Source organism: Desulfogranum marinum (assembly GCF_963675105.2).
Classification (GTDB): Bacteria; Desulfobacterota; Desulfobulbia; order Desulfobulbales; family Desulfobulbaceae; genus Desulfogranum; species Desulfogranum marinum.
Genome location: NZ_CAXXRO010000003.1, coordinates 290,411 through 316,961, shown reverse-complemented (window position 1 = coordinate 316,961; position 26,551 = coordinate 290,411). Strand labels below are relative to the sequence as shown.

The following is a 26,551-nucleotide window of genomic DNA, read 5'->3' as shown; positions in this document are numbered from 1 at the left end:
TCATGAATAAAATCAGCCCTCTCATAATAACCATTGCTTTATTACTAGCAGCATCCCCTGTAATGGCCATCGATATGGAGTTTTATACCTATGGTGGCTTCAACCCTGTCGTGCAGGCCTTCACCAAAGTTGCGCTCATTTTTGGCGACAACGCATATAAGGGATTGCTTGTCGTTGTAACGGTTTTAGGTGTGGTGGCAGCTGCAGTAGGAATGATAGCTCAGGCTGCCGTTGGTGGCAGGATCAGTCTGACCTGGCCGATACCTGTGCTGGCTGGAATGGTGGTCTATGTTGCCTTGTTTCTCCCAACCGGCAACATCACTGTCTATGATCCGGTGCTCAACCGGTTTCAGATTGTTCCAAACGTCCCGGACGCGATCGTTGCCACTGCAGGAACCCTCAATAAACTGGAAAAAGGGCTGGTGGATATTATCGATACAGCCTCTGCCCCCAACGCCCAGTATCTTGATACCGCTGGAGGCAAAGGCTTTAAGGTTCTTGAATCTATAAGGGGGTCAAATCCCAAGGATAATCATGCCAGGACTTCGATGATCCGCTATATCAAGGACTGCGTGACCTTTGAGCTACTCCGGCCAGGTTCCACCATTTCCCTTGATACCATGCGGAACAACTCCACCAATTTCCTGACTGAGCTGTCCAATGCGCAGAACCCTGCGATTTATACGGTTTATTATGACAGCTCTAATCCTGAAGGGCAATCCATGACCTGTACCCAGGCGTGGAATCAACTGCAGCCGATTTATGCCAATCCCACCAACTATGATGAGGCAATCAAACGGGCCTGTGCCAAAGCACATTTTGATCCGAACAGCACAACTGAAATGCTCAGGTGCGAATCCCTGATCTCAACCACAATGCTCCACGTTACGGGGAACACGTATACTCCTGAGCGGCTCATCCAACAGCGCCAGATAGCTGAGATCCTCTATAACTTTTACTATCAGGATGATTATGAAACCTCAGTCCTGATGGAGTCGGACAGAAAGATCGTAGCCACCGGCATGGGCATCGGCATAACCATGAATGAGTGGATCCCTATTATCCGGGCAATTATGACCGCTGTTGCGGTCGGCACCCTCCCTTTTCTCGCCCTGTTTCTGCCAACACCGGTTATCGGCCGGGCTGCATCGGTGATGTTTGGCTTTTTTGTATTTCTCACCACCTGGGGAGTAACCGATGCCGTGATCCACGGTGCGGCCATGGACTACGCGGCCTATGCCTTTGAAGATGTACGCCAGTCCAATCTCGGGGTGTATGCAATGGCATCCTTTCCCAACATGTCACTCAAGATGATGGCCATGTTCGGGGTAATCCGCTCTGCCGGGATCATGCTGGCAAGTATCTTCTCCATGATGCTGGTTCGATTTGGCGGATCGGCTCTTGCTCACTTCGCCACGAACCTCGGCTCCATTGCAAGAGGGGCCGGTGCCCAGGCTGGAGGGCTAATCACTCCGGAAGGCAATGCCTCTGCTCTGTCCGAACAGACAAGAATTGCTGGATTGCTGGAAGGAATGCAGGAACATCGGTTTACCAATATGGCTGCAGCTGGTGCCTATAAGATGCACTCTAATGTTGGTGGATATCATGCGGCTATGAACACTAGAAATACCCTTCAAGACTCAGGACATCTTCCACAAGGAACAACTGCAGCTGAGTATGGCCAAGCCGAAGCTTCCTCTGGTAGATCTGCAGGTACAAACGCTGGTGTCGTTAGTGTAACAACCGGTACTGATGGTAACGCCTCCAAGATGAAAGGTGAATCGGTCAATGCTGATGGCTCAACAACCCAGATAACCACTGGGCCCGGTGGTACAGGTCAGGCGGTGGATACTATGCCTGCAGGCACAGCCAAGTACGACGTTGATAGTGGTGGAAACCAGAGCCTGACCTACGCCCAGGTCAACGGTATGAATCCTATCAGCATCGGACAGTCACTGCAAAATCAACTCATTGGCTCCGCTTCGAATACTCTTGGCGGATCCTCTAACTGGAACATGATGACCAGGCAGTTGCAAAAAGATAGCCTCACCAGTGCCAGTGCTCAGACTTACAGCGAACGGCTTGATAATTCTATGAGGTCGAATTGGCAGAGGTCGTTTAACGACTCATCTAGTTTTTTGCATTCAATGAGTGAGGATACTCGAACTTCTTTTAATTCTTCGATTGGCGGGGGATTTAAAAACATAATTGCAGGAGAGGGTAATATTACCGTTGTTGGAAATGATGGAGAAGCGGTGAAGTTTAATGTTTCCGAGCAAACAGCCCAAGCCTTTGCTCGTGATCAGGCTAGAGTTCGAGCTGAATCTATACAGGATACTTTTACTGGCACTCGAGGGCTTGATTACCTCACAGATATTTCTAAGCAAATTGGTGCTTCAGAAAGCTATTCTCTTCTTGAGGATGCCAGAAGAGTTGAGGCCGCAACACAATCCTATGGGGCCAACATGCAGACTGCGTTTGTTCGTGATTTTGCTACGAATCATTTTGGGGATGAATCACCAGGAAGTATTCGGAAGGCCATTGGCAGTTTAGCGCACATGACCCAGGATGACCCAAAAGCGCTGAACAAAATGGTTGATGGGTTTTTCAGTGGCAATGGATATGGATGGGGGCGTACCTGTAGTCAAGTTAGTAATGCCATTAATGCCATGCAGAATAAAACCCATGATGATGCAATTTTCAAAGGGGCTGTTGATTATACGACTGGTGCAGCCCATCGAAAATCATCTGGAATTTCTTCGGACAATCTCACACCACAAGACCAAAAGGTCTTAAGTGAACCAGATCAAACCAGCACACAAGAAAAAGCAGCTAGCCTCAAAAGCAGAAATCGGTATGAAGAATCCTCCAACGACGGAAGAATTCGTACTTCTGCTACAGGAATAGCAACCGAAGGGGTTGGTAAAGTTTTTAAAGGCGTTGTAGACAGTCAAGGGAATAGACTAACAGATGAAGGAGCTTTTGATTATGTTGGTGCAACAAGAAAGGTGGAGAACGCACCACCTCCAGGACCGATCCCCAAAGATGCACCAAGCACCCTTGGGGGGCGAGATAATTAATCTTCGTGAAAAATGTTGGAAGGAAGAAACGTCCAGGTTCGATCAAACTCTGGTTGTTCCCTGAATTTTTTCCGTTTAAGAGGTTGTAACTCTACTGCCCGCAGACCACCCCCCAGAAATTCCAGGAGAGAGATGGTACGATTAGGAATTAGATCATCATCAAAGAGTTTGCCACAAGCAGCACAGTACTCATCATCTTCACAACGACAACCGCAATGGGGGCAAACAGTAGATTCAAGAGTCATAGTTTCACCTTTAAGGAAAGGCAGAGCCCTGACAAGGGTATTGCCTTTCTAACTCCTTACAACAATGTTTGAATTTGTCAAGTGCAGCAAAAAAGAGGAAAGAATGACCATATGCCGTAGGAACGTTGAGCCAGTGCTAATTCTTCGCCTCAGAAAATCACTATCACAATCGTTTGATGGCAATCGGCATCGCTGCCTGGTTACTCTCGTAAATGCAGTTGTCCTGATTTTTTATCATCAGATTCAATCTCTTCACCTGTTGGGATGCCGACAACGAAAAATCAAAATTTGCTTTGTTTAGAGAATTCCGAAACTTCCAGTAAGAGACACCTTGATCAAGGAAAATACAGATTTTGTCCCCAGACACAAATTCAACATTGAGTTCCCTTTTATGGGGAACTTCCATAATGCCTTTACTGTAAACATCTAACTCTAGCTCGCGTGTATTAAAAAGTGCTTTGAGAATGTCCCTTCTGATAGCGTTTTCGCTCCAATCGTCCCACATGAGTGACGAAATCCGGCCTCCTCTGTGTGGCTTGATATCGCAAGTATGCAGAGCAACATTGGGCTTGCCCCACCGTTGTATCCCAACTATTTTTTTGAATGCTTCGATTAAAAGCACAAACAGGGCCGAGGTGATCGGACTTTTCAGGTATCGATCACTGTACTGCACCGATTTAACAGTGAGCGATTTGTCGGTTAGCAGTTCCTTTACAGTAGGATGACCTTCTATTATGAACTGCCAGAATTTCATACCAAAATCGCTAACGGAACCGTTAAATTCCTTCCAAACCTCCAATATGCGATCCTTATGTTCATGAACTACAGGTCGTAAGACCTCTGCACTCAAAGGATTCTGCAAAGAAGAAGGAAAAGTATTACTATCACATCGGACTAAAATGTCGTCAGTGTCTTCAATCTGTGCCCAGCCACCACTGAAACAGAGTTTTTGTTCACCTATTCCTGCCCAACGTGAACAAGAGGCTCCACCGACTGTTTCAACCAGCACCGTCCCCTTTCCAGCTTCCTGTGTTGCATCAGCAAGGAAGAATTGAATATGTGGTGCATCAGCCATGGCCGCCAAACGGTATCGGTCTAGATTATCCAATATATCGAGGCAATTTTCTGGTAGGACAATTTCAACTTGGATATTCTGCCCTGAAAGTTTATACGCCAGATGCCAAAGAGGGCTATTGGGAATTTCCCAGGTCTCGATTGTCCCCCCTGTATAACATCGCACTCCGCTGGAACTGTTTTTGTTCACCGCATACAAGATGGCCTCTGTCATATTTTTATGTTCCGGTCTCGACACGGTACCAAACAGCAGCCACTCCTCTGGTAGCCGTAATTCATCAAGCCATTCCTTGTTCAGCCAACGAAGGGCAACATGCCGATCCAAAAAATCTGCGACAAAACGCTGGTCAAAATCAAGAACACAGTGAGGACAAACGCTGTCGCAGCCGGCAGGACAGCACAGTTTTTGATACGCTTTGTAAAAGAGTTCCGCCAACCAATTGTCTGCCCGAGAAGCATACCCTGCAGCATGATTATCAAAAATGAGTATGGACTGACAAACAACTCCTGGCTCCGGCTGTCCCTGTTTGATTTCACAACCCAATTCGATAGCCTGCACACCGAGCAATTCCGCAAGGCTGTCCCGCAGGGCGACCGCAATTGTACGTGCAGCAACTCGATCATTTAACCAACTACCATTGCTATTTTTCAACTGGAACTCGACAATATCGGTATGCAATGTATGCCCCAGGCTGATCCCCTCTTTAATAGACCATTCACCAGCCGTACAAAAGGCGCCCTCTTCCTTTGCCCGCCGTAACTTCCGGTGAGGACTCTGGAACACCTGCGGCAATTCGCCACTGGTCGTCATAGGCTCGGCACGACCGCAGGCAAGACAAAGAGCGTACCCCGTACCATTTACCCCCTTGGAATGATGAAACAAATGGCCTTGTGATGTCATACGAAAATGGCCCAGTGCTGGGTTGGCAAGCGGCTGCCACTCGCCTCGGCCATTCACCCAGGGTGATTCAACCGAAACAAATTGCGGGGTACTTATGTTATTATGGGGAGCCGAATAGAAATCGACGGCAAAGCCTGCAGGTTCCAAAAATTCGCAGCTGTTTTGTTGCTTAATCGAAGCCCCACAGGCATCGCAAGCACCGCTATACGTGATGGACGAACCACTTGCTCCACAGTTATCACATCGCCAGGCATAACGAATTGCCTGGGTCTCACTAACCTCATCCACAGTGGCAGGAATATGCCAGTTTAAGGTGATTCCAGCAGAACGAAACACCCGCCCATTCATTACCACCTCAGCTCCTGGTGCATACTCTCTGAGAGCCGTGGCAAGGTCTCTGCTAGCCAGATCCCGCCTTTGATACTTGTTGTCTTCAGGTTCTCCTTTTTCCTGTTTCTTTTTAAACGTCTTGAACTGATCCACCGTCAAATTATCAAAGGCTGCAATATGAGCCGGGAATCCATAGGCTGGCAGATAGCCCTGGGTGGCCAGTTCACGCAGCAAATACTCCCGTGTCAACCTGTCGACACGGAACTTTAACGCTTTTACAACAGGGGCTTTTTCACCGACTATCTTGACACAATCTTGCAGTTCTGTTTCCAGGTTTTCCAATTCTCTTCGCCAACGTACCATCAACTCATTCAACTGCTCTCCGGCCTGCCTCGTTCGTTCTGCCAGAGATTGACCGGCAAGAACAGAAGATCGAACCAGCCGCTCCAGTCCCGCCTTTAAGTCGAGATCAACCTCAGGAGAAAAGGCCGCACACCAGGCACAATACTCTTCTGCCCAGGAGTCTTCCCCTCCAAAAAAGAGACCACAGCTGAGCTTTACCTGATCTGGCCCCCCCCCAGCTAGTTTCGTAGAAAGGAATCTGTTAAGCAGGAAGGAGTGAATATGCCGCTGCACAATGATCTTGCTGTCCAGAGAAACATGAGGAGCAGCCAATACGGTATCAAACGCCCAGCGGCTGTTTGCGAAAACAGCTTGGTCAAGAGGGTTTGCCTTGCAAAGCGTCAGAGCAAGAGATCTGGCTTCTCTTCTTCTTCCCGCGCGTCCTGCCCGCTGCAGGTAATTGGCTGGATGGGGAGGCACGTTGTTCATTGCCACCTGGCTTATCCCGCCAATGTCAATCCCCATTTCCATCGTTGTTGAGCAGGATAGAATGTTAACCTTTCCCTGTTTAAAAAATTTTTCATATTCATGGAGGATGGCCGCTGGCTGCTGGGCAGAATGTTCGGCTGTTCGATAGTAAGGCGACATTTCAATAACCCTGTCCTGAAGGTCGGACCACACTCCCTGTTCATGTAGTCCAACAATATCATTCTGCTGCCTATGCCATTCCCGTCCGCGCTGAATACGCTCATTCATGCTAGTTACACCGCCGAACGGTTTGTCATAAACAGGGATTTTAACCTGTTGACAGGTTGCAGCATTCTCCGCAGGGGGACGCTCTGGCAGATAAGGTGTGATACCACGCAAAGTGGTATCCAATAGACGCCGGGTCACCGGACATATCCACGCCTTACTGATCGGAGCTAAGGCGAGCTGCTCAAGGGAAAGGATGTAGCCATCCCCTGTAAGAAGCAGTATTCGTTTATCTATAAGTGTATTCCAGGCTCCCTGTAGAATGGCATCAATACGGTCCTCGCCTTCAGATATATGATGATCTAATGTGAACACGTAGGATAACAGACGCACTACCACTGCCCGCAAACCGCTGCGTCTCGCCTTGGGCCAGCGACGTTGATTTCTTCCACAATCTTCAGCATCAAATTCGCGTAACCAGCTCTGGCGAAATGGCAGACCAAGCCATCGTCGCCATTCCCGGTTAATTTGCAGGGAACCACCGGAACGGACAAAGAAATCAAGGCACAATTTCAGAAATACAACCCATTCACCTCTATTGAAATTAGCAGCCTGCCCAACGAGGGGGGGCACGTCATCAATTTCATCCAGGGCAGGATAACATACTGAAACCATTCCCATAGTCTCCAAACTATTGCTATATTTAGGTCGCCTGCCAAACTCCCTAACTATAAGCATTCTGGCAAGTTCCCTGTTCCCATTCAGCGCTCCAAAGAGGGCAGGATCTAACTCTCGGTATACGGATAAAATATTGTCAAAATCGGACCCAGAATTGATTAGTTTATCCACAAGAGATCTGAAGGGGATCGGCTTTGACTTCTTCAGTTTAGCCAGCTCCACTTCTTTTTGATCAATCAGCACCTTAATATCAGGAAGTGGGGCTTGCTCATAAGCGCTCTCCAAACGGGCTTTGTCTTCGATTACCTTGGCGATTATTTCCTCATTTCCTGACTGTCCATGCTGCAGGGCAAAATGATAAATCAGACCTCGTATAGTATTCCGCTCTGCTCCCTGCTGCAGACTCACCGCCATCTTTGCCGTCCCCTGACGACTATCATTGAAGGTTAACAACCGATGACCGCGCCAAGGCAGCTCGACTGGCTTTTCACCACTGTCCGGGGCGAATTCCAGCAGGGTTGGGAGAATTGTGTTGAGCAGAAACGGACCACCGATCCGACTCATCCGGAACAATGGCTGCTGGCTGTTGCCCTCCTGCTTCCCACACGAGGGACACTGCAGTCCCTCCCCATCATCCTCACAGACCAGAATGTCCAGCGCATCTGGGCCGGGAGTAATGATTTGCCGGCTCTCCCGATCAAGAGAAATAACACCAACCCCTTCCAAGCCCCTATTGGCAATCAGATACCTGATTTTCATCGTTGTGTTCAGCTGTGTCTCCGTTACCCGATTATCCTCCTCTGTATCTTCTTCTGACTGCTCCACATCGAGTTCAAATTCATCAATTCCCTGTAGAGGCTGAAGGTGAGTTAGCACTTCATTCTGGTTTTCCTCGGCAAGAAGATAAACCTCTCCACAATCTGAGCAACGGGCAACCTCGTATGCCGGACTGCCACAGGTGCAGTGCTTTCTTGGCTCAAGGTAGACAGTACCAAAAGGCCACCTAGCATCGTTAAGATGTGTTCCTGTCTTTTCGGGGCAATTCTGGTCGGCACAAGCCCATACACCACTCAGTGTCTGGTGGAAGAGATGACCGCGCAACGGCAGAAAACTCTCTGAGTCTTCCTGTTTTTTCCCATTCTTGACTTTACCCTTCTTTCTTGTCCCGGAGAGAAGATCCAGCCAGCGAAAAGCCTCGTGCTGCTGATCGAGCGTGTATTGTTCTTCCTTGGGATAAAGCAGACAACAGATATCTGAAAGCCTCACGACAGGGTTTCCACTTTGATCGGTGAACAGTTTTCGTATTGCGTTAGCGTTCGCATTCCCCACAAGTTCACGGTACCTTGTTGTCGACACCTCTTCTTCGGGATCGATATCTTCGAGTTCCGCAAGACTTTTAAACGGCTTTTTCTTTTTTTCTCCGATCAGAGGTATTTGTCGTGCCCCGGTGACAAGGTGCACCTGTCCGGTAGGAACACCGGCAATATCGGCGAGAAATTGTTTTAGATCCTGGCCCGCCTGCCCTTTCGGGTCGCCGATGGTAGCAGAGGTGGCAATAAAATGAACCTCTTCCGGTTGCACACCGAAGGCAAGCAGCACCCGTCTAATCAACAACGCTGCTTCCGCCGCCTGTGAACCGATATAGGTGTGTGCTTCATCAAGAACAACCCATTTCAGTTTGCCCTGAGATGCCTGTAAAATTTGGGCATCCACGTTGCGAATCAACATGTATTCCAACATGGTAGGGTTAGTGACCAGAATGGGAGGAGGACTCTTGCGCAATGTTGACCGGTCCAAGACCTCACAGGTAGAGCGATGCCTCCCTGATTTTGGTAGGCTCTCTGGTGTGTTGCCGTTATACAGACAAAAACGGATATCACCGCCAAAACTTTCAGTCCAGGCCTTAACGCGTTCCCGCTGACTGTTGATCAAAGCGTTTAGAGGATAGAGAAAGAGCGCCCTTACACCAACCAGCTTCTCTTGTTCCAGCTTCCGCTGGCGAGCCAGATGGTTCAACACCGGCACCATGAAGCATTCGGTTTTTCCTGAACCGGTCCCACTGGAAACAACAACTGACTGCGGTGGTTCCTGGTTGAGCAGACGCCAACTCTCTACCTGATGAGTATAGGGCCGCAGATTGCTTGCAAAACGATAATCGGCTGCCAGTTCTTCTGGCGGTGCGTCCATGGCTTTGACCAGATCGGGTTCAAGAAGCCCATCTTCGCCCAGTTGTTCCATGGACAGCTCCCCAGGTTGCCAACCAAAAACAGCCTCAAAGGCTGGATCGGCAAGAAAGGCCCCTTGCTGTCCATACGGCCTGGAAAACAGCTCACTGAGATGACGCCTGAGGGGGATATTGGCATACCCCAGCTGGCAGATTGATGCCAGTTTGCTGCGCTCGGCAAGAACAGGAAAAAGTTTGGTAAAATAGCTCTGTTTCATGGGTCCTTCCTTACACTGTGAGAATATTATCCGCCAGGCAGCGGGCAATGGTCATATTGTAGGCATCTGCAAACCAATCCGGATCAAAGGATCTGCAGCACCGCAGCATGCTGATCAGTTCAGGGTTGTTAAACCACTCCTCTGTTTTGCCTGCAGCACACTGCACTGCCAGCAGCAGAGGAAGATTTATGACCGGGTCTTTAAATCCATGGGATGTTGGAGAGATATATCTGGAATAGCCCGGATGGTTTCTCGCTTGAGACAAAATCATCTTCAATCCGCCAGGCCATTCATCCCCGGCATGGCGATGAAAAAGTTGCTGTTTTTTACAGCTCTCCCCAGTAAAAAGCTCATTTTCCGCCTGGGGACTGACATGCAATTGAAGACCAACAATCACCTGCTGCCCGTTTCCATCAAAGCCAGCCGACGCAATTCCGAGAAGAAATTGCAGTTCAGGATACTCACCGGTAAGTTCATCGCACACCGATGCGATCCGGGCAGAAAAAACTGGCTGCCAGATTTCAGTGGAATACATTCTTTCACACTGACGGCGAAGATTCACCATGGCCTGTTTCCAGTCCTGATATGCTATTGTCGTCCAACAAAAAGGCATTTCGACTGCAAAATGGCGTATAAAGTTCATGGGAATGTTTCCCAGTCGAAGCGCTAAAGCAGCCATTCCCGTGGCAGAACGAGCGAAAGCGCGCCACAAATCAAAAGCCGTCAACGAGAGATGTCCAATCTGCGCCACCCACTGCTCCACTTCGCCCCATCCTTGATGGAGATAATCGGCAGCAAGGTCTTCCACAAATTGCCCCAATGCGACCATCCTTAATTTTTCATTCGCCTCGCGCATAATCGCAGCCAGGCCATTTTTTTCTTTTAAATGTTCAGGAAGCTCTCCGGGTACTGTCATAAGCAAAGGGCGCAAAGCTATAGGCGTGTCCATGTGCGGATATAACAGCCATGGCCCGGCGGTGCGTTCTTCCTCCCCAAAGCCCCATATACCGGTCAGTCCTCTCTCGCTGGTGCACTGTTCTATTTCAACGACTCGGTCATCCTCAGAGACAAGATTGCACGCCATGATACGGATACGGCCAAGCGTTTCAGGATTGAGCGTCTGCAGAGTACTATCGTTGAGGCAGGCAAGCCCTTTATTGGGCTTCAAATAGCCCTGGTAGCGGCATACCGTCAGGCGAAACATTTCGCTTCCATCAAGAATTATTTTCACTGCAATCAAGGCATCAAGCTTATTGCTCATGGAAAGCATATGCCGAATTTCTTCTTCAAAATGGAGCAAACGAACCGTCATCTGCGTCGAATGAGCATCACGTGTTATGGGAAATGTGCGGCTGGAATGATCCTCCAAAGAGCGCAACACCAATTCAGTATAAGCAGAATACCGAGGTTCTTGAATGACAATTCTCGCACCAAGCAGCTGCAAGAGGGAAATACGGGCACCACTTTTCCATTCTGTACCTTCTATACTAAAGGCCCGAGCACCTTTGGCGGGATAGGGGAGAGCCAGACAAACCGGCGTTGTTGAATGTGGCCAAAAAACCTCCAAGCCCAGCGTTGCGGGAGTCCTGGTATCATCAGCCAGAGAAGTATGTAGAATGAGACTGTGATCAGCCCTCTCCACATCCAGCTGCACGTTGGGCGTAACAATTCTGGCCAGGTTACAGCCCCAATGGTGTAAACTGATTGTGCCGGATACGGCATCACTACCCTGTATTTCTACACGTGCCTCCTGGGGTAAAAGAACCATCCTGGTGCGGCTCTGAATCTCTCCCCCCTCGCTATATTGGCCCAGTACAGGGCCCAAGTGCACGTCAAGTCCCTTACTACCAAGAATGGTGAACTCAGGCTTACCGCCCACCTTTTTCGTCGTACCTTCCGCACCCACTGCGAAGAGTTCCGGCAAACCACGAAAGGCACGGCCAGGAGAGCGGAAGTCGAGCCAGAATGGGTCACCTTTCCAGTAGTAACTTGTCTGGGTTGCATCTGCGCGCCCGGTCTGAAACCGGAATGTTTCCCCCTGCTCACTGCACGTTGTCACTCTGCCACGAATTTTCCAGACGGTCCGTTCAATGCTGCACAATGCACCCACCTGCTGGCAACTGCTGTTTTCGTCCATCACCTCTATCTGCCAGTGAGCAGGAAGGGCAAGTTGAACCTCGGTTTCTGCTATCTTTCCGCCCCCCTGTTTTATAAAGGGATGATCATTATACGCAGAGAACACCCAGGGAAGCCCCTCATCAAGCTCTTCCCCATGATGCGCCAGACCACACCAGCTGCTACCATCAGCCAGGTCGATTTGCATCATATGATCACGGCTGGCAGAAAGATCGAGGATATAAGGAAAGTGGCGCATCATCCGAAACCTATTTTTCCCGGCAATCCGCCGCAGACGAGCCGTGTGTATCTTTTCACCGGCAGACAGAGTGAGATTGATCTGACGCGGCAGCGTATCCACCTCCATAGAAAAAAATGCGCCCAGGTTTGCCGCATTGATGCTCTCCTGTAACATCAAAGAAGAGACAAGGCGCCACCCCTGTTCGCCGTTCTCCAACGAACGTTCCACAAGAAAAGGTGAACCAGAAGACCCGGTGACAACAACCTCCGCAGCATCCCGCAACAGTTGAGCTATGAGTCCCTGGGCATGGTCATCTTCCAGAGGTAGCGGAAACTGGGCGCGCCAGTCAGGCACCTGGTTGTCAAGCTTGGTCAGGGCATCTTCACTGCTGGTCAGTTCTGCCTCTGTTTTCAAGCGCAGGACGGTGATAATAATCTCGGTTAACAGGTGATAAATGACCGGTTGGCGAAAACTCTTGGGGAGCATCTTCTCCAGACTTTCAATCCAGCCATAAATATCCTGCTCACGAATCGCTGCAGTACCCTGGCCGCTCTCCCCGGTTATATCGCTGCACAGATGCAGGATTCTTTTCAACAGTTTTCCCAGTCTTCCGCGGCCTTCTGCAACCAGACGCATAGGCAGGCCACCCTGCAGGGCAATACTGAGGATAAAACGATACCCTCCCTGCCGCCGCACCCGACATTGCCACCGCTGCAATCCCCTTTCAACACAGCCGGAGCGCTGCTGCGGTGACCAGGCCCCTTGTGCACAACGCAGGTCGGCAAGGATGGGGTCCCATGCAACGCCGGTACCCTTATAGCGCCGACGCCACCATTCCGAGGCGTAGAAGACAAAGAGCTGCCCAAAGAGTCGGTCATCAGCCAGTTGTGCCAGAGAACTGCTCTGCGGGAAGGCCGCCAGCCATTGCCGCAGCACGGTTTCAACAGCCAGGAACTCCTGTTCTTCTGTACGGTAGCGATAGAGCTCCCGGCCATCAGGGTGTTCCAGACCCCGTTTTTCAAAAAAGAACTGCAACCATCTTTGAGACTCTGCTTGCATTGGAAAACCTCATTAAGGGGATGAGTATCGTAGAGTTACCGCATCTCTGCCCAAAAAACATGCTGACGATGGTGCTGTAGAGACGACAAGTGGTAAGACAAAATTTTGCTCAATTTCATTTCTTTATTGATGCAGTCATGTCAGAAGCGGAGCATCAGAAAGTCGTTGTCGATCTTTTTAGAGGAGAATTGTTGCAGGGTTGCCAGGGATTCTGCGATTTGGGTTGAGGAGAAGGGGCAGTTACTGGGCATTAGAATTCGCTCTTCTGGAAGGATTTTTGCAACGAACCCTATATGTTGCCATACTTTTGAAAAAGTGAGCTACAATCAATTTTTCCATTTATTTGAAAAGGTTAATCAAAAATTACCTCAGAGCAACATTGTTCACAGACAACATTAATCAAGCCCTTGAAATTTCTTGGAAACAATTTTCTTCGACAAATTGACTCCATTTTTTTTGATAAATCTCTGGTTTCATTAAAATGACTTCGTCGGTATGCGTTTCATTACCAGAAACACCAAGACCATGTCCAAAGCTAACCCGAATTTCTCATTGAATTGAAGAAAAAAGGCCTCAAGTGTGGTATTTTTATCGTTATATCAATACGTTAAGCATGTCAACGAAGGTGGCCTTATGAAAACAGAGTGTACAAAAGATTATGGTTCATTTCAAGCGCTAGGTAGGCGAGAAATCGTTACAGATTTTAATGGTGGGACTATCTCTTCTGATGGTGGTGCATTGCTACTGCGAGAAGTCGAGCAACGAACAAATATTCTTCAACGCTTTGCTCAATGCTTTACCGATTATCGCGACCAAAAGCGCATAGAGCACAGCGTGTTGACCTTAGTTTCACAACGTGTTTTTGGTTTGGCTTTGGGGTATGAGGATCTCAATGACCATGATCATTTAGCAAGTGATAAAATGCTCGCTGTGGCCGTTGGCAAGATTGATCCAACGGGCATGGATCGTAAGTGTCCAAAAGATTGTGGTAAACCTCTTGCTGGCAAGTCCACTTTGAACAGGCTTGAACTCACGCCTGCAGATGCCACCTCTGAAAATATTTATAAAAAAGTAGCACTCAATACAGAATCTGTAGATAATCTTTTGGTTGATGTTTTTCTTGAATCCCATGTAAAAATTCCGGAAAAAATAATCCTTGATGTAGATGCAACCGATGATCCGCTCCATGGTGACCAGGAAGGGAAGTTCTTCCATGGTTACTACAAAGCTTATTGTTACTTGCCTTTATACATTTTTTGCGGTGAATCTCTGTTATGTGCACGTCTCCAAACTGCTGATATTGATGCTGCAGCTGGCACAGTTGAAGAACTCGGACGGATTGTTCAGCGTATCCGACAAGTTTGGCCAGATGTAAAAATACTTGTTCGTGGAGACGGTGGTTTTTGTCGTGAACATATTATGATTTGGTGTGAAGACAATGATATCGATTTTCTTTTTGGATTACCCAAGAATTCTCGTCTTGGCAAAAAAATTGAAGAAGAACTAGCCTTTGCCAAGGCTTTGTTTCAGTGCAGTGGTGAACCTTCCAGGATTTTCAAAGATTTTTGTTATAAGACTATCGATTCATGGCGTTGGCAGCGGCGGGTGGTAGGTAAAGCAGAGCACCTTGCCAAAGGATCCAATCCTAGATTTGTTGTTACCTCTTTAAAGGCTGAAGAATATGATGCCCAAAAACTGTATGAAAAGGTGTATTGCGCACGAGGCGACATGGAAAATCGAATCAAGGAACAACAGTTAATGCTGTTTGCCGACAGGACCAGCACTAATAAAATGCAGAGTAATCAGGTGCGACTCTACTTCTCGTCTTTGGCCTACACCCTGATGCAAACCTTGCGCCGCATTGGTCTCGTTGATACGGATATGGCCAAAGCTCAATGCGCCACTATCAGGCTGAAATTATTCAAAATTGGTGCAAGGATCAAGATAACAGTGAGAAAGGTATGGATATCCTTTGCAGAAGGCTATCCATACAAGTCAATATTCATTCAAATAATGAGAAATATTGAAAAAATACCTATAAAGGTGTGACGGGGGAACCGTCAAAAGAGTGAAATTCAACGCACCAGTGCGTCCTTTATTCTGGAATGAGAACAAATTTTGCTTTGTTAATGGCATCTGGCGTCACAAATTGTGTTTTCTCTTTTTTTTTGAACATGAAGCTGTCTCAAAAATCGATTTTTCGTCGATTTGTGAGGTTTCAGCCATAAATAGCCGTTTGATGAGAAATCCGGGCTAACACCACCATGTTCTGTTAAAATACACCGATTATGGAAAACATCGCTTCCAGGAACTTCTTCCAATTCGCTAACCTTTAATACTGTACATATTTCATCAATACGCACTCTTGCGAGAATGCGTTCTCGTACCTCATTTGCATTTAAACCATTAGTATTTGTTTTATAAAACAGTGTAATAGACGGAATTTGATGATTGACCCTTTTTTCAGGAAGATGATTAATCAGGTACTGTATTTGTTTAATCGCTTTATCTGAATAACCATAGGGGTCGATGACAACAATCTGTTCAGTTGCAAGCCTTAAAAGGTTTGAGATAGCTGAATAGAAGCCTTCGGTTGTTCGGTGGATATTCAGTTGATCTTGATGATTCCAGATACTTCCAGGCTCGTACATCTTATCTGGCGTAAGATTTCTATCTGTTCCGATTAGTTCTGAAGAAAGTATCACATTGAAAGGAATTCGTTCATTCTCTGCTACCGCCCGCTGACTCCATTCACTTTGATCTGCTTCGACCTCACGCACTACGATCCTTTCAACGAGTTTAACAACCATCTCTGTATATCGCATAGCCTGTTGTGACTGGTCATCAGCAGAGACTTGCGCTAGAAAGTACCTTCGAAGCTTCTTAGCCTTTTGTTTGGGAAAGCTGCTAAATATTCGAGGTGTCCCCAAGCCATATTCTCTAAAAAATTCGTAATAATCGCGGTCATTAGTTGCCCAGGAAAGTAATACCGATGGTTCTATTGCATACTCGTGGATCATTACATCAACTCCTCACGACGTTCTGCAAAGAAACCATCTGGCCAGTGTTGCTGAAACTCTCCATCTTCATCTAGGTGAATACGTTTTGTTTTGACACCAGAATCTGAGGCCTCCAGATAAATAATGGCCACATCCTCTTTAGAAACCGGCTTCATACCTTCCGGCAACTCTCCATCGGTTGTTTGACGGATTCGTTTCAGTAGTCGGAGAATCAGGTGTTCGCTATGCGTTTCAACCAGAAACCCGACATTATTGTTAACTTGAGTAAGAAGATCCCCAATACCTACCTGCACTCGAGGGTGAACATGGAGTTCAGGCTGCTCTATGGCAATAAATCCTCGATCTTTTACTATTGCCGCTACAAGGAAGGGTAAGATTTGAGATACACCAACGCCAATGTCACACCCTGAAACTTCAATGTTATTTCTCCAGTCCCAAATAGCATATTTTGACACAGGAGAGCTAAGATCAAAATTAATTTCAGCACCATCAGGTGGCTGATAGTTCAGTGTAATACCATCAGTATCATTCCCCTTTTCCTTAGCGCTTTTAAAAGAATTTAGACTCTTATATTCAACGCAAGACTTTTCCTGTTTAATGGTCACGCCGTACCCCAGCGCAAGATTTTGCATCCAAAGATCAACTTTCGACAATAAAGGAATATCCGTTTTTTCCAGGTAATCCCATGCAGCTAATCCATCATACCAATCCTTTGTTTGTGGATTAGGGTTGGGCTGGTATGTTGGGTCAGGTATTGCTCTTAAGGGGCCAATACAAAGGCTTGATTCCAGGAGGGTCAGTAAATTATCAAAGACAGGAACAATCGCATCACTGAGAATCTCGACAAGCAACGCACCAATTTTTTTGTCCTCAAAATCAAGTATTGTATCCAACGTTTTCCCTAAACGTGGGACTGCTCCTATGATATTTTTAAAAGCTATTGGATAATGAAGAAGCTTTATGCCGTCAACAATCCTTATAAAACGAATATCGTCAAAGTCCGTGTCAGGGATTCTGTCACCGTTCAAAGCTAAATGAAATTGTGAAACAAAAAAATTATCTTTTATTATCGGAATGTCTTGAATCAACTTTTCGATGTCACTGTCATCACTATCCTGTTTGTGAACATACTTTTCTTGTATTTCAAGGAATCTTGAAGCATTTGCAGAGTGAATTGGTACATGATTATCAAGACACTCCTTCAGCCACTCCTCATGGTATTCATCAATCAATAATGGGTGAAGATAGTTTATCGATTCAATAAAGGCTTGCTGCCCACCGGAGGAACTTTTTAATGTCGCATACTCATGATTATTAAGTTTGATCACGCACTCACTGACATAGGCAAGCTTTCGCTGGGCAGACCAATCGATAGCTATTTCTATCGCCACACGCTCAACAGTGATGGAAGCATCAGCCAACCCAGAAAGACCAAAGCCTTCAAGTTCATTTTCTCCTAGTAAATCAATCACGTCGGTGTATGATGAGCCTATGGTGTTCCCTTTGCTATACTCAATGCCGATGCGAATCGTCTGCTTCAGGTTTCTGCCATGAACCAGATTTACAAAGCCGCCAACATATTTATCGCCCAGCTCTTCAATGCGCTGAGGGTTACAGTCACCTTTCGATAACACATGATGGATATAGAAAAGCGCCATCAATACTGTTGACTTACCTACACTATTGGGGCCAAAGAGCAAGGTGACAGGAGCAAACTCTATTGTTTGCTTCTCTTTGAAAGAGCGGAAGTTCTCAAGGGTTAGTTTGGTTATCTTCATTTGAATATTCGTTTACTGTAATTTTTGGGCTAAATGACCGACCATAATATAAACAGCTTGTTCTACGAGGCCACTCCGGCCATCATGTTGTAATGCCCAAGCTGATCGGCTTTCACAAAAACTTCCCGAAACACCTGTAAATAGCTTTCATTGGTCTGTTCGCCATGATTGATGTACAAATCGTCATGTATCGAATGGGAACCATCGTTGACCCAAGAAAATAGCGACTGGCAAATTAATTTATCCCGACCCTCAAAGAGGTCACAGATCTCGTCTTTACTCTTACCACCCCACATGGTGAAGTAATTCTCCAATATGCGCCTGAGCGTATTCTGTAGGTTCATGCTGGAAAGGTTTTCGCATCGTACGTCGGTCCACAGAAGTTCGTATGCAGAGTGGATAGGATTCTCACTGCAACGCTCGACAACGGATCCCTGCTCGTGTTTCTTTACCAACCAGAAACTTTCGGTAGTTAACGTTCGTCCCGCTGGACGGTTCCGGTTATATGTAATCTCTTTATGGAAATAGACATTGTGGGTAAGAACAAACACCTGCTTGATGAAGCCGGTTTGATTTCTGACATCTTCCATGACGGCTTTTATCAGGCTGCTGACGATATAGAGAATATCGCTATCCAAGGAAGAGATCGGGTCATCAAAGACCACGATTCGGTCAGCTGTTGTACCTGAAGCTGTCTGGGCCCCTTTGATCAATGAGTAAAAATAGAGAAATGTGATAAATGTCTTTTCACCTTCACTCAGAGAGCGGCTGGCGTCATCGCCATTCTGGCGGCAGATTTGGTAATGCCCCTGTTCATCGACAACATCAATATGAAATGAGTTAAATCCAAAGGTTTGCAAGAGGTTGTTAATTGCATCTTTTGTCGGATGAATTGACGTTGTTTGCCTCTCCATTTCTTGGACTTGTTTTTTCAATTCACGCAACTTTTGCTGCTGTTCATTCAAGGAGCCTTCCATTCCGTGAATGGTTCGAGTCAGCTGGGTTTTCTTTTGCTCGTATTGGAAAAGATCATCTGCAAGCTCATTTAAAATATAACGCCATACCTGCGAGGTCAGAGTTTCCTTTTCTGCAGCAATGTTAGAGACTGTCTTGTTATGGGTGACAGTTGCTGTACTTGCCTCGGTGATAAACCCCTGTAGCTTAGTGACTAAATCGCTAATCGGGTCTAATTTGATTTTACGACTGGGTTCAGAAATTTTGTTCTCGAGGAGTATCTGATTACGCTGCAACCGTTCGAAAAGGAGCTGGCTTTCAGCCTCGAACACCTCTTTTTTCAAAAAGGGGTTGTTCAGGTCTGTATTATCTTTCACAATCCTAATCAGTTGCTCACTTGCAGTAAGATATGAGCCGAGTAATTGGTTTAGTGCTTGAAGATCCTCGTCATATGCCTCGCTGAAAAAATCTTCCAGGCTCTTGGCAAAATCCTCATCGATCGACTGCTGACAAAAGGGACAGATCTCTGGTTCTTGCTGATGATATTGCAAACCCTGCTTCACCCAGTCACTGTTGCCAAGCCGCTCGATCATGGCGGCAATATCGACATCCTGATTACCTACGATTGTTTTTTGCAACAAGGCATCGGCTTCAGTTGCAATCAATGGATCGGCAGACAATGTAGATAGGGAGGAAACTTTTTGAAGAGCGTTTGAAAAAATGGTTAAGGCCTTTTCTTTCAGCGTATCCAATGCAAGAAGTTCAACACTGTTTGAGGCTCTTTCTACCAGCACTTTCTTCTTGAACTTTTCTGAGCTATTACGGACACCAGTAAATGCGACCTGAAAATAATCATCATGGAGTTGCTTTTGTTTCCAGCATTTATCACGCAACACGGGTTCCAAGTCGCGCAGTTCCTGGCGCTTTCCCGATTGACTATCTTCGCCATCCAGCTGTTTTTTTAGATTGTTTATTTTACCTGTAATCGTATCAATTTCCGGCTGTAAACGAGCAATCTCTCGCTCCGCTTCGACTTGGTTGTCACCCAACGTAAATACACCTTGTACTGTGTTTTCTTGGTTGAAATTACGTTCGACAAAATCTCGGTTATACACCATCACTTGTAATGGCGAACTATTTTGCCAGTTTACTTGACAATGCGTATGACCAGAAGCCTGTTCGATCACCCGACTGATAGTAGTTTTACCGGTACCATTTGCGCCGAACATATAGTTGATTTGACGAAGATCGCTCAGCGTTTCGGGTGATTCGTATGTTGCTACGTTGGTAATCTGAATTTCGCTGATCATGTTCCCCCTCCTTAAAGAAGGCCTTTAAAGGCGTTTTGGCTTATCGAATTTAAAGTTTCCTCAACCTTGAGAAGAGATTCTTCGAGGCAGCAAATTGTTGTCTGGACTTTCCAATATATAGAATTGAATTCTTTCTGTAGATGCAGAGGAGGAAAAATCGTTTCTGTAGATTCGAACTTGCTTTTAGATATATTTAGCATTGAGCCACTGGTACCTGTAGCCTGTGAAGTCAGCTTTTCTTTAAAACGTGGTTGCCAAATCAAATGGTTTAAGAACTCGGGCAATAAGGCCGTTGTTTTTGTTGTGATTTTCCAAAGTTTATCAGGCAAAAAAACATTGTTCACATCACTTGGAACAATACATGTAGCTGCTACAAGTTCGCGAGTATTCGCTCGACTGAAAAGCAAATCACCTTTACCCGGGAAGACTAACACTTTTCCTTTTGGAATACGTTCTTCATAAACGAGTTTATTTTCCTCTGGCTTAAATTTACCACTCGTTACAGATGAAATTTTGAGAACTCCCGTTTTACCATTCTGACAAGGGTAACTCTCACCTTTAGCACTCCAACCAGAAGTTATCAGATCTATACCCTTTGAAAGAGGTTTGACTTCCCACCCCTTAGGATTCGTTACCGGATCGCCAAACATATCCAGGAAAACTGCGCGAAGGAAGTCGTCGGCAAGTTGGATGGCCTGCTGGCGTTTGCGGCGGATGGCATCGGCTTTATCGAGGATGGCGGCTATGCGCTTTTGTTCGGTTAGGGGTGGCAGGGGGATTTCAAACTCTTTTAAAAAGTCAGCACTTACACGCTTTTGCCCAGCAGCACCAGACATAGATGCCTCGCCTAAGTAACGAAACCTCTTGTTCCAAATCATATAGAAAAGATATGCACTATCAATCTTTTCTGGACTTGCTCTCAACACATGAAATTCCGTAGAACCAAATCCAATTTGATTGGTTATTTGGTTAGGTCTCAAACATTTACCGTTCTCAAAGCATGGCGTAATTTTCGCCAATAACACATCGCTTTTTTCAAAGTATGTAAACCCTTTTCTTGTCTCAGCTAATATGCGAGACTCTTCGTTTAGCAATAGACCTTCTTCGGAAGTAGAAGCCATTGCAATAAACGAAACCTTTTGGGTATCATCAGCGTCTTTGGGCAAACGAGGGTTGACTGTTGTAACCTCAGACAATTTCACAGTAGGCCAACTCACAGCATCCCCTCCAGCTCGTCTAAATCACCCAAAATATCCTTCTCCAACGCCCTAAGCTTTTGTAAAATCACCTTCGGCTCTTCATACTCCTCTTCCTCGTACACCACCTCCTTATAGCGGTTAATAGAGAGGTCAAACTTATTGGCAGCAATATCCTTTGCATCCACCACAAATGCCTTTTCTTTCTTATCGCCAAAGGCAAACTCGATCTCCTCAGATTTCGCATTGGCCAGCACCAGCCCACGATACTCCTGCCACTTCGCAATGGCATCCGGCAGGTCATTACTTCCCTCGCCCTTCAGCTCGGTACGTTTATCATCGAGCGAGTAGCCATCGGCCTGCAGATCGTAGAACCAGACGCGCTCGGTGGTGCCACCCTTGGTAAAGAGCAGGATTGCGGTGCTCACGCCGGCATAGGGCTTAAAAACACCACTGGGCAAGCTGACGATGCCTTCCAGCTGATTGTTTTCGATCAGCTCCTGGCGCAGTTGCTTATGGGCCTTACTGGAACCAAAGAGTACACCATCCGGTACGATCACTGCTGCGCGGCCACCGAGTTTTAGGGCACGCAGAATATGCGCCACAAAGAGCAGTTCGGTCTTTTTGGTTTTGACCATTCCCAGCACATCTGGGTTGGTATTGCTCTCATCGAGGCTGCCCTTAAAGGGCGGATTGGCCAGGATACAGTCGAAAAAATTCTCCTCCTGCTGCGGATAGTTCTCCTTGATCGATTTGCTTAGGCTGTCCTGGTAGAGGACATGGGCACCACTGACGCCATGCAGGGCCATATTCATGCTGGAGACGCGGAGCATGGTTGTATCAAAATCAAAACCCCAGAACATCTCTTTATTGATATGGCCACGGTAGGGTTCAAGCAGGTCGCCGCTGTATTGGATATTGCCCTCTTCATCGGTGAAAATCCCGGCTTCACTGGAATACTTTCGATTAAGATACTCCATGGTGCGCACCAGAAAACCGGCCGTACCACAGGCCGGATCGCAGATCATATCGGTGGGCTGCGGGTCAAGCATCTCCACCATGGTATCGATGATATGGCGCGGAGTACGGAACTGGCCATTAATTCCGGCGGTGGTGAGTTTGCTGAGCAGATACTCGTAGATATCGCCTTTGACATCGCTCTGGGCCAGCGGTAACTTATCAACCATCTCGACAGCACTGACCAGGACCGATTCGTTCTTGATCTCCAAATCGGCATCCTCCATATACTCACCGATATGGCCGAGCGACTTCACCTTCGTGGCCTCTCCATTTTCTGAACTCTTTTCCTCCGCCTTCGTTTTCACCTGGCTGCCAAGGGAGGCAAAGGAGGGGTAGACCTTCTCCTTGAGATGAATACGAAGCTCCTTGCCGCCGAGGTTTTTAAAATTTTTCCATCGCAGTAGCTGACCTTCCGGGGTGTCTTCGTACAGCCTGATAAAATCTTTACCGGTACGCCGTGCTTTGCGCTCGGCCACATCTTCCTGCATATCGAGCATGCGGGCAAACATTAGATAGCTGATCTGCTCGATGACGGTCAGGGGGTTGGTGATACCTCCGGTCCAGAATTTTTCCCAGAGTTTATCGATATCGTTACGAATTGGTCCAGTTAACATATTTTTTTCGCTTTACTCCTACGCGGGGTTTGAGGTGGCGCTGGTTGATGAACCAGGCCGTAAAAATGGTTTCAGTGCGGCAATCAGGTCGTCGGCCTCATCGAGGCTAAAGACACCCTCTATGCCCTCGTGTGAAACAGAGGTAAAGGGTGCTTCATAGAGTTTGTCGACAACGATGGAGCCGTACTGGGCAATATAGTTTTTCAGCAGGTTCATAAACTGCACCTGTTTGGCTGTCAAGGCGGGATGCGTATGCAAAAAATCCTTGAAATGTTCTTCAATAGCCTCTTGGTCCAATCCGATGATCTCGCAGATGGTCAGATGCAATTGGTCCGCAGTTCGTCCGTAGAAGTTGTTCAAGACTTCGAGACTTACACCGGGATGGTTGGCTAGAATGCTTGAGGTAAGGCTCTTGAGCTCTGCCTCTTCGATTGTTTCACCTTTACGGATCTTCTGCAGGGTTGGGCTTTTGCCTATCATTCCATCAAGAATGTCCTTGAGCCTGCGGCGGTAGAGCATCGCATCGTTGGCTCCGGCGATCTCGACCTCGCGCTCACGGGTCTCCAGTCCCGAATCTTTGGTACCGGTAGTGGCCGTTTCGTAGCTGGGCCCTGTCGTTTGCTGGCGATACTTCATGATACCCCGCAATTCCCTGCGGGCCGTTTCCAACCGCTCGATGGTTGGATTCTGCCAGAAGTCCGCCGAGCGCACCTCGGCTATTACCGCTTCCTTTTGTCGCACCGCCTGGATATTAATAGCCAGTCTGTCAAGATCAGCCAGCAGCTGGCTCTGCCCATCGACAAAACAGCTCGCCTGTTCGACTAGACAGCGTTCTATAAAGGCCATGAGCTTGTCAAACTGGGTGGCATGCCTGTCGCGCAGCACCCGTGCCGACATCAGGGGGGCTATGGTTGTGGACAGCAGGTGGTGGGTTCTGGCATCCATGTTCTCCAACAACTCGGTCTGCTGTAGCTGGTGCACCAATCGCAACTCACGTCGTACGGCGATGCTGGCATCTGGTAGATCGTTGATATCACCTCGTAACAGCTCGATCGCAACAGCAAAAGCGGCGGCGTGGTTCTGCTGCAAGGCGGCAGAGGCCAACTCAATACGTGTTTCGAAGGCAGTCTGCAGCAGGGATTTACTGCCGACATCTTCCGGCTCCTGATATTCTTCTTCAAAAAAATCGAAATTGGAATAGTGGTCGAAAATCAGAAATTCGGTCTTATGTTTGCCGGGGCCAAAGAGGTTTGGGCACAAACGGGTTCCGCGGCCAATCATCTGCCAGAACTTGACCCATGACTTTACCGGCTTGGCAAATACAAGGTTGACCACCTCGGGGACATCGATACCGGTATCGAGCATATCCACTGAGATGGCGATACGGAACTGGTTGCCACTCTTTTTGAATTCCTTGATAAGACTCCCCACATGGGGAATAGCATTGTGGATAACCTTACAAACCTTGGTTCCGTATTGCGGGTAGAGTTTGCAGAACAGCTTTTCCAGGTGTTCGGCGTGCTCCTGGCGCTGGGCAAAGATGATGGCTTTGCCGACCAGCGAGCCGGTTTCATCTTTGATACCGTTATTGATCAGGTTTTCCAGGATAATGCGGTCGGTATCCTCACTGAAAATCTTCCGACCTATATCCTTGCCCGCGATGGTGGTATTGCGCGCTTCTTCGATGCCGACATCTTCTTCCAATTGACGTTTCTGTTCCTCGGTGAGGTCATTGTAGTGGATGCCATCACGCAGAAAATCGGTAGTGAGGTCTTTGACACGAAAAGGTGCCAGATATGGAGGATCGTTGTTGATAGCAGCATCCAGACCAAATTCGAAGGTGGGATCGGTGGATTCGCAACCAAACATATCAAAGGTATTGCGGCTGATAAATTTTACCGGTGTTGCCGTGAGCCCCACCTGCAGAGCATCGAAATACTCGAACAGGTCCTGATACTTATTGTAGATAGAGCGATGCGATTCGTCGGCGATGATCAGGTCGAAAAAACCCACATCCAGCTGGGTGAACCGGTTCATCATCCCGGGATAGGTGGCGATGTAGATACGCGAGGAGGTGTCGATTTTATTAGTCTCTCCTATGATGCAACGTGGCTCCGACGGCAGGTGCTGTTTGAAGGCGTCATCGGCCTGGACCCGCAGTTCTTTGCGGTCGCAAAGGAATAGAACCCGTTTGGCCCAGCTGCAACGCAGTAAAAGTTCGGTCAAGGCTATGGCGACACGGGTCTTTCCGGTACCGGTGGCCTGAATGAGCAACGCCTTGCGACGTTCGTTTTGAAAATGAGCGGCCACGGTCTTGATGGCCTCGATCTGGTATGGTCGATCGGCAATACTCAGCTGGGGATTATGCTTTTCCAGCTCTTTTGCTCGGTAATGCCGCTGATAGATGCAGTAGTTGAGGCTGTCCCTGCTGTAAAAGCCGTACACCGGACGGTAGGTACTGTACTGATAATCGTCCCAGATAAAGCTTTCATAGCCATTAGAATAGAAGATCACTGGTCGCTGATAGCCCATATTCTCGAAGGCATCGGCATAGAGGCGGGCCTGCTCGCGGCCGGCCTGCAAATTGGTGTTGCCGGATTTCTTGGCTTCGATCACCGCCAGAGGATGACCATTCTCACCCCAGAGGACGTAATCTACTTTTCCTTTGCCGGAGGGGTTGTCCGCAAACTGCACTTCGACCTCCAGCCCAACCTGCTCCGGATCTTTGATATCCCATCCGGCCTGCAGTAACATGGCATCGATCAAAAGCTTGCGTGTTTTGGCTTCGCTCCACTGCAGGCTGTCGGCTACACTCTGACTCTGCTGTTTACGTTTCTGCTGCTCAGGTCCGGCAGGGTTTTTAAGTTTTTCGCTGCTTTTTATGCGCTCATGCTCCAGCTGGTCCATCACCCGCTGGAGCTCGTCCTGCTGTTTTTTCAGTTCCTTTTCATAGCTTGAGACTGATTTCTCCAGCTTGTTCAATGTGGCTGTAGGATCTGGAATTTTTTTAAATTCGGCTATTTGCTCTTTATTTCTACCATAGTAGCGAAGGGCCATGTACATAGCAATTTGATGGGCAGTTTCCAGTGCCATTCTCGCATTGCTCAGGTCACCCTTGCCGCCGTGAGCGGTGTTATTGCCTTGAATCCGCAGAAAGGTTATCTGATGGATCAGTGATTTATTGACACAGGCCTCAAACACAGGGCTTTTGACCAATTCGTAGAAAGTGGCCTGTGGCATGCGGGGCAGTTGCTCTTCGTTATAGATGGCTTTGGTGAGTTCTTCAGCAAAGCTGCGCAGCCGGGTCAGCGCACTGCCTGGATCGATATAGAGCACCGCTTCCGCCAGGCCGCCAAGATTAGCCAGGGGCTCATTCTCTGGTCGAAGAAATTCAAAATTCACTGATTTCATAAAAAGTATTCTGTCCATGCCGACCATCTAGCGAAGGCCGTGCCAGTT

11 protein-coding genes are annotated in these 26,551 nt (G+C 47.6%); 2 read left to right on the top strand and 9 right to left on the bottom strand.

Annotation, left to right across the window (positions count from 1 at the left end):
- Positions 1 to 2 precede the first annotated feature (2 nt).
- Positions 3 to 3,080 carry a conjugal transfer protein TraG N-terminal domain-containing protein gene (locus ACHZCY_RS08200; RefSeq protein WP_319548519.1) on the top strand — a complete coding sequence of 1,026 codons (3,078 nt, stop codon included), beginning with the start codon at positions 3 to 5 and terminating at the stop codon, positions 3,078 to 3,080.
- On the opposite strand, the gene ACHZCY_RS08195 is transcribed toward ACHZCY_RS08200, so the two are convergent.
- The 3 genes from ACHZCY_RS08195 to ACHZCY_RS08185 form a co-directional block, all read right to left on the bottom strand.
- Positions 3,077 to 3,325: a hypothetical protein gene (locus ACHZCY_RS08195; RefSeq protein WP_319548518.1), complete on the bottom strand. Its 249-nt coding sequence runs from the start codon at positions 3,323 to 3,325 to the stop codon at positions 3,077 to 3,079. The genes ACHZCY_RS08200 and ACHZCY_RS08195 overlap by 4 nt on opposite strands.
- A 163-nt stretch (positions 3,326 to 3,488) precedes the next feature.
- Entirely contained in the window at positions 3,489 to 9,785 is a 6,297-nt protein-coding gene (locus tag ACHZCY_RS08190) for a DEAD/DEAH box helicase (protein ID WP_319548517.1), read from the bottom strand.
- Positions 9,786 to 9,795: 10 nt separating this feature from the next.
- A complete protein-coding gene (locus ACHZCY_RS08185) occupies positions 9,796 to 13,200 on the bottom strand; it encodes an STY4851/ECs_5259 family protein (RefSeq protein WP_319548516.1) in 3,405 nt (1,134 codons plus the stop codon).
- Between the two features lie 633 nt (positions 13,201 to 13,833).
- Between ACHZCY_RS08185 and ACHZCY_RS08180 the strand changes: the two genes are divergently transcribed.
- Complete coding sequence (locus tag ACHZCY_RS08180; RefSeq protein WP_319548515.1) at positions 13,834 to 15,249, top strand: IS1380 family transposase; 1,416 nt, start codon at positions 13,834 to 13,836, stop codon at positions 15,247 to 15,249.
- Positions 15,250 to 15,326: 77 nt separating this feature from the next.
- On the opposite strand, the gene ACHZCY_RS08175 is transcribed toward ACHZCY_RS08180, so the two are convergent.
- The 6 genes from ACHZCY_RS08175 to ACHZCY_RS08150 form a co-directional block, all read right to left on the bottom strand.
- Positions 15,327 to 16,220: a hypothetical protein gene (locus tag ACHZCY_RS08175; protein WP_319548514.1), complete on the bottom strand. Its 894-nt coding sequence runs from the start codon at positions 16,218 to 16,220 to the stop codon at positions 15,327 to 15,329.
- Positions 16,220 to 17,998, bottom strand: a complete 1,779-nt coding sequence (locus tag ACHZCY_RS08170) for an AAA family ATPase (RefSeq protein ID WP_319548513.1) — start codon at positions 17,996 to 17,998, stop codon at positions 16,220 to 16,222. Before ACHZCY_RS08170 ends, ACHZCY_RS08175 begins: the two co-directional genes overlap by 1 nt.
- Before the next feature lie 62 nt (positions 17,999 to 18,060).
- On the bottom strand, positions 18,061 to 20,262 hold the full coding sequence (locus ACHZCY_RS08165; protein WP_319548512.1) for an AAA family ATPase: 2,202 nt from the start codon (positions 20,260 to 20,262) through the stop codon (positions 18,061 to 18,063).
- An 11-nt stretch (positions 20,263 to 20,273) separates the two neighbouring features.
- Positions 20,274 to 21,479: a restriction endonuclease subunit S gene (locus ACHZCY_RS08160; protein ID WP_319548511.1), complete on the bottom strand. Its 1,206-nt coding sequence runs from the start codon at positions 21,477 to 21,479 to the stop codon at positions 20,274 to 20,276.
- Positions 21,476 to 23,092 (bottom strand): type I restriction-modification system subunit M, encoded by a 1,617-nt coding sequence (locus ACHZCY_RS08155; RefSeq protein WP_319548510.1) that lies wholly within the window; start codon positions 23,090 to 23,092, stop codon positions 21,476 to 21,478. The genes ACHZCY_RS08160 and ACHZCY_RS08155 overlap by 4 nt, the downstream gene beginning before the upstream one ends.
- Positions 23,093 to 23,110: 18 nt before the next feature.
- Complete coding sequence (locus ACHZCY_RS08150) at positions 23,111 to 26,503, bottom strand: type I restriction endonuclease subunit R (protein WP_394713391.1); 3,393 nt, start codon at positions 26,501 to 26,503, stop codon at positions 23,111 to 23,113.
- Positions 26,504 to 26,551 lie beyond the last annotated feature (48 nt).

Bases quoted from the DNA above. Each gene is read 5' to 3' on its own strand.
- ACHZCY_RS08150 (WP_394713391.1), bottom strand. From the start codon at position 26,503: ATGAAATCAGTGAATTTTGAATTTCTTCGACCAGAGAATGAGCCCCTG.
- ACHZCY_RS08185 (WP_319548516.1), bottom strand. From the start codon at position 13,200: ATGCAAGCAGAGTCTCAAAGATGGTTGCAGTTCTTTTTTGAAAAACGG.
- ACHZCY_RS08165 (WP_319548512.1), bottom strand. From the start codon at position 20,262: ATGATCAGCGAAATTCAGATTACCAACGTAGCAACATACGAATCACCC.
- ACHZCY_RS08195 (WP_319548518.1), bottom strand. From the start codon at position 3,325: ATGACTCTTGAATCTACTGTTTGCCCCCATTGCGGTTGTCGTTGTGAA.
- ACHZCY_RS08190 (WP_319548517.1), bottom strand. From the start codon at position 9,785: ATGAAACAGAGCTATTTTACCAAACTTTTTCCTGTTCTTGCCGAGCGC.
- ACHZCY_RS08180 (WP_319548515.1), top strand. From the start codon at position 13,834: ATGAAAACAGAGTGTACAAAAGATTATGGTTCATTTCAAGCGCTAGGT.
- ACHZCY_RS08155 (WP_319548510.1), bottom strand. From the start codon at position 23,092: ATGTTAACTGGACCAATTCGTAACGATATCGATAAACTCTGGGAAAAA.
- ACHZCY_RS08170 (WP_319548513.1), bottom strand. From the start codon at position 17,998: ATGAAGATAACCAAACTAACCCTTGAGAACTTCCGCTCTTTCAAAGAG.
- ACHZCY_RS08200 (WP_319548519.1), top strand. From the start codon at position 3: ATGAATAAAATCAGCCCTCTCATAATAACCATTGCTTTATTACTAGCA.
- ACHZCY_RS08175 (WP_319548514.1), bottom strand. From the start codon at position 16,220: ATGATCCACGAGTATGCAATAGAACCATCGGTATTACTTTCCTGGGCA.